This is a genomic window from Polaribacter porphyrae (assembly GCF_002954685.1).
Classification (GTDB): domain Bacteria; phylum Bacteroidota; class Bacteroidia; order Flavobacteriales; family Flavobacteriaceae; genus Polaribacter; species Polaribacter porphyrae.
Genome location: NZ_MSCN01000001.1, coordinates 703,208 through 717,999 on the forward strand (window position 1 = coordinate 703,208; position 14,792 = coordinate 717,999).

Sequence of the window (14,792 nt, forward strand, 5' to 3'; positions counted from 1 at the left end):
TCTATATTTTTTCTCTTTATTATTTTTGAATTAATTCTTCAATACTTTCTAAAATAATCTTGCAACCTTCACTAATTTCTTTATCAGTAATTGTTAAAGGAGGTGTAATTCGTATTGCTTTTGCCTCAAAAAGTAAAAAAAATAAGATTATACCCTTTTCTAAACATCTATGAATAATTTTAGCAGCAAGTTCAGGAGTGTCAACTATTACAGCTAACATTAACCCTTTTCCTCTGATTTCTTTAATAGCAGAATGTTTTAGATGTTTTTTGATTAATTTTTCTTTTCGTAAACTTTCAAAAATTAAATTAGTACTTAAAATTTCTTTTAATGTTGCATTTGCAGCTGCAGCAATAACAGGATGTCCTGCAAATGTAGAAATATGACCAAGTTTCGGATTATCTTTTAATAAACTCATATTGTTATAAGATGCAATAAATGCACCAATTGGCATTCCACCTCCTAAACCTTTACCAGTTATCAAAATATCTGGAGTTACATTATAATTTTCAAAACCCCAAAAAGTACCTGTTCTTCCAATACCTGTTTGTATTTCGTCCAAAATTAATAACGTTCCAACTTCTTCACAACGTTTTTTTACTTTAGCTAAATAATTATTTTTAGGTTCAATAAACCCAGCACCACCTTGTATGGTTTCTAAAATTACAGCAGCAGTGTTTGTGGTAATTTTTTGTAAACAAAATTCACAGTTAAATTCGATAAATTTCGTACCAGGAATTAAAGGTCTAAAAGCCCTGTTTTGCTGTTCTGCACCAGAAACAGACATTGCACCCATAGTATTACCATGATAAGAATTTTTTGCAGCAATTATTTCTGCTCTTTTGGTTACTCTTTTGGCTAGTTTTAAAGCTCCTTCAGTAGCTTCTGTACCTGAATTTGTTAGATAAACAGATGATAATTCTTTAGGCAAAGTAGTTGCTAATAATTTACAGAGTTCAACTTGTGGTTGTTGAATAAACTCGCCATAAACCATCACATGACTGTATCTATCAACTTGATTTTTAATTGCTTTTGAAACTTTTGGATGATTATGACCTAAACTATTTGCAGAAACACCAGCAACAAAATCTAGATATTTTTTACCTGCAGTGTCATAAATATAAGTCCCATCTGCATGAGAAATTTCTATGGCAAGTGGGTAAGGAGAAGTTTGTGCTTGATATTTAAAAAAATCTGACTTCACGCATTATTTATTATTCATACCAATTGGTGGTCTTTTCTTTTTTTTCTTATCTATAATAGCAGGTAATTTTTTATCTTTATTTTTATCTTTTGGTATTTTTTTATCACTTGAGTCTTTACTAAAAATATCTTCTTTAGATTTTGGCTGTTCATCTTCTCGCCAAATAAAACCTTTTAATTTTTTTACTTCTTCAGGTAATTGAGAAGGAGGATAAGTAACTCCATCAGATTGATTTAAATACTTTATAGATTCAATTTGCCCATCTTTTAAGCTAAACTCAATATTACTAGAAATTTCTTTGGTAATGGTTTCTAAAACTTGTGTTTCTTCATTTCTATTAAAATATACAGATTCAGCATTTCCTTTAACCAACAAAGTTTTTAACTTGTTTTTAAAGAATTTGCCATACATGTTTCTGCCTTTAATTTGATTGAAATCTTTTTTAGAAATTGAATCTTTTGAAATGATAAATGCATTATTAAATACTTTTAAAGAATCTAATTTTTCTGTTTCTATATTAGATTGTAAGTAGATACTATCACCAGTAATTTGATTTTGATCAGACCAAATCACAGGATTTCTATACATTTTTGTATAACCAGTAGTTTGATTGGTATGAATGGAATCGCATTTGCCTTGCAAATCTGATTTAAAAATTTTTACATTATGATAGGTTCTTACAATTCGTTTCTTTGGTTTTCCAGTTACTAACAATGTATCTCCGTGAATAAACATAGAATCTTTATCTATAATAGAAATGGCAACTGCTCTTTTTATAATAAATAGTGAGTCTTTAAGTTCAAATAACTCTGCATAATTGCCTTTTGTTACAAAGTTTTGCACAGTGTCTACAACTTGAATATTGTTTGTTGCAGAAGCAAAACCTCTTTTTTTATCATAATATAAACTATCACCTTCAACAGTTCTTTCTTTTAAATAGAGTTTTGCGTTTTTGGTAAAATGAGAAATATCAGTTTTAGTATTATAAAATCCTTTTTCTGTGTATAATTTATTTTTGTTTTGTGTATTTGTTATAGTTGATGGACCATACAAATATGCCAAACCAGAATTTGTATAATAATCTAAATGATTAGATTCTAAATTATTTTCAGGATTTACTACTGTAACTCTGTTTGTTGCAGTAAATTTTTTGGTTTCTAAATAGTAGTTCCCTTTTTTACTTTTTAAAGTATTTTTTACATCTTTTATAGTACCATAACTTTGATAATATAGTTTTTGATTGATTCTATCAAATTGTAAGGTGTCAGTAGTTAGTGTCATTGTAGGATCTGTTAAAACCACATTGCCCCAAGAAAGTGCTTGTTTAGCATTTACATCATAATCAGCATAATCACTAGTTTGAGTAATTGTATCTCCTTGCTTAATAAAAACTTTACCTATAGCTTTAAAAAAATTCTCTTTTCTGTAATATAATGCTTGTTGACTTTTTAAATCTATACCTTGATGTTTCATTTTTACATCACCAATTAAAATAGTAGCACCAGGATATTTTTCTTCATCTGTATATTGATATTCAGAGGTATATACAATTTTTCTTGTCTGTTTTTTTTGAGAAAAAAAAGAAACTGTGTATAAAATAAGAAATAAAAAAAATATTCTTTTCAAAAGATTTGTTTTGCGACAAAAATAATGAAAAGAATATCTCAAAATCTTAATATTAAGATAAATGTAGTTATCTAACAATAGTTTGTTTTCTATCAGGCCCCACAGAAACTATTTTTACTGGCACTCCTGTTTCTTTTTCGATAAAAGCTACATAATCCATTAGGTTTTGTGGCAATTCATCTGCTGAAGTCATTTTTGTTAAATCATCTTCCCAACCTTTAAACTCTGAATAGTTGACAGAAACATTTTCTGGTTCTATGTTATATGGTAAATGTGTAATTTCTTTGCCTTTGTAATTGTATGATGTACATACTTTTAGTGTATCAAAACCAGAAAGAACATCACCTTTCATCATCATTAATTGAGTAACACCATTTACATCAACAGCATATTTTAAAGCTACTAAATCTAACCAACCACACCTTCTTGGTCTTCCAGTTGTAGCTCCAAATTCATGACCAACTCTTGCCATTGTTGCTCCATCTTCATCAAATAATTCGGTAGGAAAAGGACCAGAACCTACTCTAGTTGTATAGGCTTTAAAAATTCCAAAAACATCTCCAATTCTGTTTGGAGCAACCCCTAAACCAGTACAAGCACCAGCAGCAGTTGTATTAGATGAAGTTACAAAAGGATACGTTCCAAAATCAATATCTAATAAAGAACCTTGTGCACCTTCAGCTAAAATTGTTTTTTTATTTTTTATGGCTTGGTTTAAAAACTCTTCGCTATCAATAAACGCTAATGTTTTTAATTTATCAATCCCTTTTTTAAATTCAGTTTCTAGTTCTTTTAAATCATATTCAATTTGAACATCAAAAAATTCTAACATTTTAATATGCTTTTCTGTTAAAGCATCATATTTTTCTTTCCAGTTTTCTAGTTCTAAATCTCCAACACGCATTCCATTTCTGCCAGTTTTGTCCATATAAGTTGGTCCAATTCCTTTTAGAGTAGAACCAATTTTTGCTTTTCCTTTAGAAGTTTCAGAAGCTGCATCTAACAATCTATGTGTAGGTAAAATTAAATGAGCTTTTCTAGAAATTAATAATTTTGATGTATAATCAATATTGTGTTTGTCTAAATTTTCTAATTCTTTTTTAAAGATTACAGGGTCAATTACAACTCCATTACCAACAACATTTAGTGCTGTTTTATGAAAAATTCCTGAAGGAATAGTATGTAAAACATGTTTGTTCCCATCAAAAATTAAAGTATGCCCAGCATTAGGACCTCCTTGAAAACGTGCAATAATATCGTAATTTTTGGTAAGAACATCTACAATCTTACCTTTTCCTTCATCTCCCCATTGCAATCCTAGTAATAAATCTACAGCCATTTTGTAATTGTGTAATTGTTAAAGCGTTTAAGTATTTAGTTGAAAATTATTTTTTCTTTTTTGTTCCGTAAAAATAAAGCGAGTGATTTTGAATATCAATATCAAAGATATCTTCAATTGTTTTTTTGATGATTTGAATTCTTGGGTCACAAAACTCTTTAACATCACCTGTATCTGTAAAAATTACATGATCATGATTTTTATCAAAATAGCTTTTCTCATAACGAGCCATAGATTGCCCATCAAATTGATGTTTTCTAACCAAATTACAATCTAACAATAAATCTATAGTATTGTAAAGTGTTGCTCTACTTACCCTATAGTTTTTATTTTTCATTTTGATATATAAAGATTCTATATCAAAATGCTCATCAGCATCATATATTTCTTGAAGTATAGCATAGCGTTCAGGAGTTTTTCTATGTTTATTATCTTCTAGATAAGAAGTAAAAACCTTTTTTACTATTTCTTGGTTCTCAAGAGAATTACTCATATTAATACTATTTATAGACAGACAAATTTACAGTTATTTCTGAATTAAAATACACTTTTATAAGAATGATATTTACATTCTATTAACACGATCTACTTTTTGTACACCTTCTACTTTTTGAATACGTTTTATTAGTTTATTTAATTGCGAACTGTTCTTTACACTTAAAGATATTTTACCGTCAAAAACACCTTCATCACCAGAAATATTAATACTATGAATAAATACCCCCATATTACTAGAAATTATTTTGGTAACGTTGTTTACAATACCAGTATTATCTACGCCACTAATATGTAAAATAGCTTTAAAGTCTTGTTTTGTAGAATCAATCCACTTTGCTTTCATTATTCTGTAAGCATAGTTAGATTGTAATGAAATTGAATTAGGGCAGTTTTTTTTATGAACTTTTAAACCATCATTAATAGTTAAAAATCCAAAAACTTTATCTCCAGGTATAGGATTGCAGCATTTAGAAAATTTAAAATCTAATTTTTCTTCTTCTTTTCCAAAAACTAAAGCATCATATTTAGCAGTAATTTCTTCTGTATTTTCAGATTCTTCTTTGGTTGAAGGACTTCTCTTAAATTTAGTTTTGAAAAAGTTAAGAATTTTACTGTTTCTTTGACCTACGAATGCCTTTAATTGTGTGTTATCTATTGCACCATTGCCAATTCTATAAAACAAATCGAAACTGGTTCTTAATTTAAAATAAACAACCAACTCATTGATTGTTTTTTCGTTATAAGGTATTTTTAAATGACGTAACTTTCTGCTTAAAATAGCTTTACCTTCTTCTGCAATTTTCTTTTCTTCTTCTTTTAAAGCAGCTCTAATTTTTGTTCTAGCTCTTGCAGTAATTACAAAATCTAACCACCTAGAATTTGGTTTATTGGTAGAACTAGTAATTACCTCTATTTGATCTCCACTTTTTAAGGTATGACTTAAAGGAACTAGCTTTCCATTAACTTTTGCTCCTCTACATTTTAACCCCACATCTGTATGAATAGAAAAAGCAAAATCTAAAGCAGATGCATCTTTTGGCAACGATTTTAAATCGCCTTTAGGTGTAAAAACATAGATTTCTTTGGCATACAAGTTTAGCTTAAAATCTTCTACAAAGTCAACTGCATTTATATTTTGATTTTCTAATGTTTCTTTTAATTTATTAAGCCAAGTTTCTAAACCACTTTCATTTTCACTACCTTGTTTGTATTTAAAATGAGCAGCATAACCTTTCTCTGCAATTTCATTCATTCGTTCTGAACGAATTTGAACTTCTACCCATTCTGCATCTGGACCAACTACTGTAATATGCAAAGCCTCATAACCTGTTGATTTTGGTTGTGAAATCCAATCTCGTAAACGAGCAGGATTTGGTCTAAAATTATCGGTTACAATAGAATATATTTTCCAAGCATCATGCTTTTCATCTTTAGAAATAGGCTCAAAAATTATTCTTATGGCATATTTATCAAAAACCTCATCAAACGTAACATTTTGATTACGCATTTTTCTTCTAATTGAAAAAATAGATTTAAAACGTCCTTTAATTTCATAGTTGAAGTTTTCTTTATTTAAGCCATCTTCTAATGTTTTAGAAAAACGTTTTAAATAATCTTGTTGCTCTTCTTTACTTTCTTTTATTTTTGCTATAATACTATTAAAAACCTCTGGTTCTGTGTATTTTAAACCTAAATCTTCAAGTTCTTGTTTAATGTTATATAAACCTAATCTGTGCGCAAGTGGAGCATAAATATATAAGGTTTCAGACGCTATTTTTACCTGTTTATGGGCTGGCATTGCATCCATAGTTTGCATATTGTGTAGTCTATCAGCAATTTTTATTAAAATAACTCTAACATCATCATGCAATGTTAAAAGCATTTTTCTAAAATTTTCTGCTTGTATAGAGGCATCTTGCTCTTTATTTAAACGCGATATTTTGGTTAATCCATTTACAATTCTTGCAATGGTTTCTCCAAATAGATGCTCCATATCATCTATTGTATATTCTGTGTCTTCTACAACATCATGTAGTAATGCAGAGGCTATAGATGTTGCTCCCAAACCAATTTCCATAGCAACAATTTTTGCTACAGCTATAGGATGAAAAATATAAGGTTCTCCAGTTTTTCTTCGTTGATTAGAATGTGCATCAACAGCAATATCAAAGGCCTTTCTTATTAGTTCCTTATCTTCTTTTGATAAAACTTCATAAGTCCCTTTTAGCAAATCTTTGTAGCGATTTGCAATTTCTTTATTCTCTTCTTCTATGGTTGCTGTGTACTGCATAAATTACACTAAAGATTTTATTTAAATCTAAAGTGAAGTTAATGATAACTATTTTAACAAACAAGCATTTAAGATTGTAAATTTTTAACTCTTTCTAATAACGTTGGATGTGAATAATGCATAAAAACATACGCAGGATGTGGAGTTAAGTTACTCAAACTATTTTTGGATAATTTTTTGAGTGATGATATTAAAGGTTGTGAGGCAAAAGTTTCTTTGGCATAATTGTCTGCCTGATATTCAAACTTGCGAGACATATAATTCATAAATAAACCTGTAATTTCTGAAATAGGTGAATATAAAATTCCGAATGCAATTAAACCAATGTGAAAACTTGGTATAGCAACCCCTAATGCTTCTGATAATATTGTTGAATTAATAAAAAGGGATAAAATGTACAGCGTAAAACCAGTGAGTAGGATAGAGGTTGTTAAATTAAAAATGATGTGTTTTCTTTTATAATGGCCAACTTCATGAGCTAAAACAGCTACAATTTCATCAGTTTCTAAATCATTGATAAGGGTATCAAAAAGTGTAATTCTTTTTTGAGAACCAAAACCAGAAAAATAAGCATTTGCTTTTGTTGAACGTTTTGAGCCGTCAATTACAAAAATATTATTCAATGTAAAACCAACATTTTTCGCATATTTTTCTATGGCAGATTTTAACTCCCCGTCTTCTAAAGGAGTTTGTTTGTTGAATAATGGTACAATGAGTTTTGCGTAAAACATATTCATAAATAAAGAAAAAACAGCTACTAAAACCCAAGCATAAACCCAGAACTTTGTTCCTGTTTGTTGATAAAACCAAATAATTAGTGATAAAATTCCTCCGCCTAAAATGGCACTCATTAGCCAACCTTTAATTTTATCAAACCAAAATGTTTTTTTTGTGGATTTATTAAACCCAAATTTTTCTTCGATTACAAAAGTTTTGTAATAAGAGAATGGTGTTGTTAAAATATCTGAACCAATCATTATAATTCCAAAGAAAATAAGTGCTACTAAAATTGGATTATTAGTATAATTTCTTGCGAAATCATCTACATATTTAAAACCATCTATAAAAAAGAAACCTAGAGTTAGTACTAATGAAAATGTTGATGTTAAATTTGAAAACTTTGCATTGGTTTTTTTATAGGCTTGTGATTTTTTGTATTCATCCTCATCATAAACGTCTGCTAATTTCTCTGGAATCTTATCATCAAAATGCTTGGTATTTAAAGCGTCTAAAATTTTATCAATAATAAAACTGATAATAATTATAGAGATTAGAATATAAAAGAGTGTTGTTGGTTGCATAATTTTACTTGACTTCGCTAACGTTTTTGTGTACGAAAAGGTGCGTGTTTTAAGCACTAAAGTTAGTAAATTAATCACAGATAGAAAGTCCGCGAGGACTTTCGTGAATTGACTAAAACCAGCAATAAAGTTTATACGTCTTAACGATCCTTAAAAAGAACGCTTAAATATTTAGATAAAGAGTTAAAAGGAATAGATCAGAAACTATTGTATTTAGTAAAGAAAGACCAACAAAAACAACTGACACTATTGCAGAGCATTCCTGGTATTGGTCTAAAACCGCTATGTTTTTAATTGTAATTACAGATGGTTTTAAGAAGTTTGAAACTGCTTCACAATTGTGTAGTTATGCAGGAATAACACCCACAATTAGAGAAAGTGGAAGTAGCGTAAGAGGAAGAGCCAGAATAAGTAAAGTAGGAAACAGAAAATTACGAAACTTACTTTTCTTATGTTCTTTTAGTGCTTACAAGCATAATAAAGGTTGTGTAGCGATTTTTGAGCGAATAACCAACAAAGGAAAGAGTAAGAAGTTGGCTTTAATAGCGGTTTCCAATAAACTATTAAAACAATGTTTTGCTATTGCAAAATCAGGTATCCCTTATGATGCAGGTCACGTTTCAGTTCTAAAAGTGAAATAAAAACTAAAAAGAAATATGAATAATTATAGCTTGTTGAATTGGAAATAAATCGACCAAAGGAGATTTGTTCTACTTCAACAATGCAAGAAAAATAGTGCCTAAATTTAAGGAAGAATTTATTTGGTTTTTAACTCAGTTCTTTGTTACCCAACGTTTTTATTTTTTTTCCTCGTAAGTTTTCGGATTAACAAAATTCCACCAACTATTAAACCAATAACTAATAAATAAGAAATTATTTTTCCGACTATAAATCCACTTTCATATTCTGAATTCATTTCCTTTTTTCCAGTCTCAATTCCTTTTTTGACTGATACAGAAATTGAATTGAAAAACTTTTCCTTGTTACTTAAAGCTAACTCTTCAATGTCTTCATTAGTCCAAAATTCACAACTTATTAAATTATTATTTGCAATAAAAATTCGTTTGTGTCTTAGATTTGGTAATTGAGGATTTGAATTAGCTAAATAAACCATTTCATTTCCAATAATTCCGTTTGTAGTAAATTCATTTTGTTTGATTAATTCTCCTTTTACAGATTTCAATGCACCTTTCATAAAACCTTCATAGAATTGAGGAAATTCAGATTCCGATATTTTTTGATTTCCTAAATTTCTAATCATAACAAGATATACTCCATAATCGTCTGATGCTGTATAATAGACATCTGCATTTTGTAAAGATTTTTCAGGTTTATTAGGGAATTCAATTGATGAAAAATCATTCAATTTTGTTTCTGACCATTCTTGACTATAAGTGAGTTTTGTAATTAATAATAGAGCAATAAAGTATTTCATATAGATTTATTTATTCAGTTTTTGAGTTTTGTGTTAATGTTGTGTAACTCTTTTCGGATATGCCGAGTTTTAATTCGTTATATCCAGAGCTAGCGAAGTTATAAGAAAATAAATGGTAAACAAACCAAATTAAACCTTACTTTACCCTTTTACGTGCATACATAGCAGCCCCAATAATACCAGCATTATTTCTAAATTCTGCAACTTTTACGTTAACATCTGTAGTTAAATATTCTTTAAATTCATCAAATTTTTTACTAATGCCACCTCCCAAAATAATAAGACTTGGAGAGAATACAATTCTTGTATATTCTAAAAGTTCATCAAAACGAATAGCCCATTGTTTTAAGGTTAAATCTTCTCGTTTTCTTACAGAATCTGCTGTGTAATACTCTATGATTTTTCCATTGGAATGCAGCATTTTTCCGAGTTCTAAATTGGGTATTAACCTACCATTGTAAAATAAACTAGAACCAATACCTGTTCCAATAGTAATAACAATAGTTACGCCTTTCTCTTTTTTACCAGCACCTAAACTTATTTCTGCAAGCCCTGCTAAATCTGCATCATTGCTTACATAAAAATCTAAACCAGTTGCTTTTTTAAAGAGTTTATCTACCTTAACATTCAGCCATTTTTCACTTAAGTTACCTGAATGAATGCATTTACCATTTACAATAGTAGTTGGGAAGCTGCACCCTACTGCTTTTTTCCATTTAAAATGATTAATCATTTCTTTTACAGTTTTTGCAACAGCTTCTGGAGTTGCAGGTTTAGGAGTAGGAATTCTATGTCTTTCAGACAATAATTGTCCTGTTTTTGTATCTACAATTGCAGCTTTAATTCCTGAACCTCCAATATCAAATCCTAGTAATTTCATAAAATCAAATTAATTTATCAAAAATAGTGAAACCAAAACAAAAACACTTTAAAATCTAAAAATTTAGATTTTGAAGTGTTTAGTAAACAAAAATGTCAAACTACATCTTGGTAATTAATCAGTTACAATTAATTTAAATGGTTTAAATAGCTTGTTTGTGTCTTTAATTTGAATTAAGTATAGTCCACTAGATAGATTGCTTCTTTCAAAATGGTAAGAGTTACCACTAATTCCTTTTTTTACTGTAACTTTTTTCCCTAGAATTGTAAAAACGGTTAATTCACCATTTTGCAAAATTTCATTAAATGTTAGTATTGTTTCGTTTTTAAAAGGATTTGGGTAAGCTTTAAAAGATTTTTGTTTTGCATAATTCGCATTAGCCAATGTTGTTAAATCTTTGCTATAAATTTGGCCATAATTTACAGCTGCATATACATAATCGTTTTGTTTTGCAAACTTTGAAATTAGGGTTGTGCCTAGCCCTAAATCTAAAATACCAGTTTTATCATCAGAAAAAGTTGTAGCACTATCTACACTAATTAAAACTTCTGGACCAGAATTGCTGTTATCATTAATTAAAGCAAGTTGAACTAGATTTCCATAGCTATAAATTTCTGCTATTTCTTGTGGAAGGCCAATCCAATTTTTGTCTAAATAGCTTTCAATGTTTGCACTTATCCAGGTTTCTCCTTCATCATCACTATATAAAAGTTTGTGTATCTGTTCTACTAAACCTTTCCCTGAAACATAAATTCTACCAGTTATAGGATTTATATTCATATTATTTGCTAAAAATAGTTGTGGTAGATTTGTGTTTGCTGGTTTTACCCAAGTTTGCCCATCATCTGTAGATTTATATATTCCATAAGAAGGGAAAGCAAAAAGGGTATTATTGTGAGAACCATAATATTCAGCAAACTTTACGGTAGTATTTGTAGGTTGCCAAGAAGCATCATTTTCTTTTTTTGTATAATTACCCCCATTAATTACAGCAATTAGGTTTTCATTTTCATAGTAAATGTTTGCTATATTCATTAATCTAGTATTATCATTTGGAGCTAGAGGAAAACCGCTAATATCTGTTGTAAAACTTTGCCCATTATCTGTAGATTTATATATCATAGATGATGATGTATTTGCATAAAGTGTAACTACATATAAAGAAGAACCAGTACTTATAATGTGAGAAATATGTCTACTGTTTGGATTCGTTTCAAAATCTGTGATATTTATAACTGACCAAGTAGCTCCTTTATCAGATGATTTTATGAGTCCATCATTATTTACTGATGCGTAAAGTACGTTATTATGGAATTCCATATCGTAAACTCCACCTTGATTTGAGTTTGCAGAAATACCAACAGAGACCCAGTTTTGAGAAGTAATGTATAGGTTAAAAAATAGAATACAAATTAGAGTAAAAGTTTTTTTCATAATTTTTGAATTATAAATTTACTCAACAAATTTCTGCGATTTTCAATAAATATAAAATACGGCATATGGCGTATTTTTAACTATTTATAGGTTGGTTTTGTTAAAATCCTCTTTGCCTCTTGGCTTCATAGATAACAATTGCTGCAGCTACAGAAACATTCATAGAATCGATTTGCCCATGCATAGGTATATAAATATTTTGAGCAGCATTTTCTCTCCAAATTTCAGATAAACCAGTAGCCTCTGTACCTACAACAATTGCAGATGCTTTTGTGTAATTTTCTTTATAATATTCATTAGAATTTTGCAAAGTAGCACTATAAATAGCAATCTTATTTTCTTTTAAGAACTCGATAATTTCTTCTGATGTACCTATTGCAATTTGATTCGTAAAAATACACCCAACACTAGACCTAATAATATTGGGATTGTACATATCACTTTTAGGATTTGCAATAAAAACTGCATCAATATTGGCAGCGTCAGCAGTTCTTAATAAGGCACCTATATTTCCTGGTTTTTCGATTCCTTCAGCTACTAAAATTAATGGATTTTTGTTGTTTAGATTGATATTTTCTAATAAAAAATCTTTGGTTTTTGTAACTGCAATTATACCTTCTGTAGAATTTCTATACGCCAATTTTTGATACACTTCTTTTGAAATCGAAATTTTATTGATATTATCATTAAACAAATGTAAAACTTCATTTTCTGATATTAAATCAGCATAGAAAAGAATGGTGTCAAACTTATAATTTGCGGCAATAGCTAAAGAAATTTCACGCTTTCCTTCAATTAAAAATAAACTTTGTTTTTTACGCTCTCTAGATTTCTCTTGAAGTTTTATTAGATTTTTAATGTAGGTATTTTGAATGCTAGTAATTTCTTTCATCAACACAAATATACCTATTTGTAAGTATTTTATTTTTAAAAATAAAATCAACATTTGTATCACATAATTCAAAAAAACTTACAACATAAAAAAAATAGATTACTATTGGCTTTAAGTTTTAGTATTAATGTCTATTAGCAACAAAGAAGTTACAACTAAAGAAAAAAAAATGATACTACAGAAATTAATATCAATGAAAGCGATTTAGCTCAAAACAGTTGGGGAAACTGGAAAACTACCTCTTGTTTTAGATACTTAAGATATCAAATTAAAAAGGCAAATAATAATAATGTGAATGGTATATCAGATTCAAAAACAACTTCAAAAAATCATTTCAATGTCTATAAGGGTAAAGGAGAATAAAGGAGAAAGAACAGATGATGGGCGTTTTACTGTTAGAATAAGTAAACAATATACACAGTATTTTTTTTGAGTAAAAGTTTTAACAAAATTAGTTTTACAATAGGAAAAGTAATTTTTGTAAGAGTTTGATAGTCATATTTTTATGCAGAATTTAATCATTAATATCAATGAAAAAGAAAGTTAAAAGGCTCGCATTTGCGAGCCTTTTTGATTTTTTTAAATTAATTTTTATTTAGACTTATATTTGTTAGCATAACGTTTCCAAAGTTTTGTTTGGTGTGTTTCTAAACTAATATCTCTACCTTGAATGTAAGCTTTTGTTAAGATATTTCCTCTCATATCTAATGCATCACCTTCAGAAATAAACAGAGTTGCATCTTTACCAACTTCAAGAGTACCTACTTTATCATCTATTCCTAAAATTTTTGCAGAGTTAGATGTAAGAAGTTTTAAAGCTACTTCTTTATCTAAACCATGTGCAGCAAAAGTACCTGCGTAAAAAGGTAAATTTCTGGTATTCATACGTTCCATTTGACCTTCCATGCCTAAACAAACTAAAACGCCTTTATCAATTAAAACTTTGGCAATAGTGTAAGTGTAATCATAAGCGTCATCTTCGTTGTTAGGATTTCTATGAGGTCTGTCTAAAACAACACCAACATTGTTTTTTACCAACATATCTGCAACACTTTCAGCCCCATCACCATGTACAATTACAATATTTTTGATACCTAAATCTTTACATATAGTTACAGCATCTGTAATTTCTTTAGCTCCACTAGTATGAATAAAAACTTTTTGGGTTCCATCAAATAATCCTTTAGTAGCCTCATAAGGTAAATGTGTTTTTTCTTTATTACTTGCTAAATAATTTTTTGCATTCATAAAATACTGCTTAATATTATCTATATTTTTGCCATATTTTGGGTCAGCTTTCAAAGCAGGATCTTCTCCTAGCCACCATCTGCCTCTAGTAAAGCTTCCTGGCCAATTTATATGAATTGCATCATCAGTCTTAAAAGCTGCATCTTCCCAGTTCCAAGCATCTAATTGCACAATAGAAGATGTACCAGAAATAGTACCTCCTCTAGGTGAAGTTTGTGCCATTAAAACTCCATTTGGTCTCATTGATTCTACTACTTTACTTTCTGCATTGTATGCAATTAAACTACGTATATGAGGATTCATTGCTCCAACTTCATCAAAATCTCTGGTTGCTTTTACAGCGTCTATTTCTGCTAAACCTAAAGAAGCATTTGCAGCAATAAAACCAGGATAAATATGTTTTCCTTTGGCATTGATAACTGTTCCTTGCCTAGCTATTTTAGCCATTGCAGAACCTACAAAAGTAATTTTACCATTAGCAAACATTACTAATGAGTTTTTAATTATTTGCCCATTTCCTAAATGTGCAGTTGCACCTTCAATAGAAATAGCATTGCTTTGTTTTGGTGCAGGTGTTTGTTGTGCGTTGATGCTTGTCATCAAAAAGAAAAACATCAAACTATATATTATTTTTTTCATCTTTTT

Annotated in this window: 11 protein-coding genes and 1 pseudogene; 1 reads left to right on the top strand and 11 read right to left on the bottom strand. The window is 29.1% G+C overall.

The genetic code is table 11. The features are described from left to right. Window positions 1–19: 19 nt before the first annotated feature. From BTO18_RS03230 to BTO18_RS03255, 6 genes are all read right to left on the bottom strand, one after another. Window positions 20–1,204 carry an aspartate aminotransferase family protein gene (locus tag BTO18_RS03230; protein ID WP_105014847.1) on the bottom strand — a complete coding sequence of 395 codons (1,185 nt, stop codon included), beginning with the start codon at window positions 1,202–1,204 and terminating at the stop codon, window positions 20–22. A gap of 3 nt (window positions 1,205–1,207) precedes the next feature. Next, on the bottom strand, window positions 1,208–2,830 hold the full coding sequence (locus BTO18_RS03235; RefSeq protein WP_211295561.1) for an OstA-like protein: 1,623 nt from the start codon (window positions 2,828–2,830) through the stop codon (window positions 1,208–1,210). A 67-nt stretch (window positions 2,831–2,897) separates the two neighbouring features. Further along, window positions 2,898–4,169 carry an adenylosuccinate synthase gene (locus BTO18_RS03240; protein ID WP_105014848.1) on the bottom strand — a complete coding sequence of 424 codons (1,272 nt, stop codon included), beginning with the start codon at window positions 4,167–4,169 and terminating at the stop codon, window positions 2,898–2,900. Window positions 4,170–4,215: 46 nt separating this feature from the next. Then, complete coding sequence (locus BTO18_RS03245; RefSeq protein WP_105014849.1) at window positions 4,216–4,662, bottom strand: Fur family transcriptional regulator; 447 nt, start codon at window positions 4,660–4,662, stop codon at window positions 4,216–4,218. 72 nt (window positions 4,663–4,734) lie between these two features. Beyond that, complete coding sequence (locus BTO18_RS03250) at window positions 4,735–6,957, bottom strand: RelA/SpoT family protein (protein WP_105014850.1); 2,223 nt, start codon at window positions 6,955–6,957, stop codon at window positions 4,735–4,737. A gap of 68 nt (window positions 6,958–7,025) precedes the next feature. Further along, window positions 7,026–8,258, bottom strand: coding sequence for a M48 family metallopeptidase (locus tag BTO18_RS03255; RefSeq protein WP_105014851.1), 1,233 nt, complete (start codon window positions 8,256–8,258; stop codon window positions 7,026–7,028). 144 nt (window positions 8,259–8,402) lie between these two features. Here BTO18_RS03255 and BTO18_RS03260 point away from each other — a divergent pair. Further along, window positions 8,403–8,899: pseudogene (locus tag BTO18_RS03260) on the top strand (IS110 family transposase); the annotation flags it as partial. 143 nt (window positions 8,900–9,042) lie between these two features. Here BTO18_RS03260 and BTO18_RS03265 read toward each other — a convergent pair. From BTO18_RS03265 to BTO18_RS03285, 5 genes are all read right to left on the bottom strand, one after another. After that, window positions 9,043–9,693, bottom strand: coding sequence for a hypothetical protein (locus BTO18_RS03265; RefSeq protein WP_105014852.1), 651 nt, complete (start codon window positions 9,691–9,693; stop codon window positions 9,043–9,045). Between the two features lie 136 nt (window positions 9,694–9,829). Beyond that, window positions 9,830–10,573 carry a polyphosphate--glucose phosphotransferase gene (ppgK, locus tag BTO18_RS03270; protein WP_105014853.1) on the bottom strand — a complete coding sequence of 248 codons (744 nt, stop codon included), beginning with the start codon at window positions 10,571–10,573 and terminating at the stop codon, window positions 9,830–9,832. Window positions 10,574–10,687: 114 nt separating this feature from the next. After that, on the bottom strand, window positions 10,688–12,007 hold the full coding sequence (locus BTO18_RS03275) for a T9SS type A sorting domain-containing protein (RefSeq protein ID WP_105014854.1): 1,320 nt from the start codon (window positions 12,005–12,007) through the stop codon (window positions 10,688–10,690). A gap of 100 nt (window positions 12,008–12,107) precedes the next feature. Next, a complete protein-coding gene (locus BTO18_RS03280; protein WP_105017484.1) occupies window positions 12,108–12,899 on the bottom strand; it encodes a TrmH family RNA methyltransferase in 792 nt (263 codons plus the stop codon). Window positions 12,900–13,490: 591 nt separating this feature from the next. Beyond that, window positions 13,491–14,786 (bottom strand): amidohydrolase family protein, encoded by a 1,296-nt coding sequence (locus BTO18_RS03285; protein WP_105014855.1) that lies wholly within the window; start codon window positions 14,784–14,786, stop codon window positions 13,491–13,493. Window positions 14,787–14,792 lie beyond the last annotated feature (6 nt).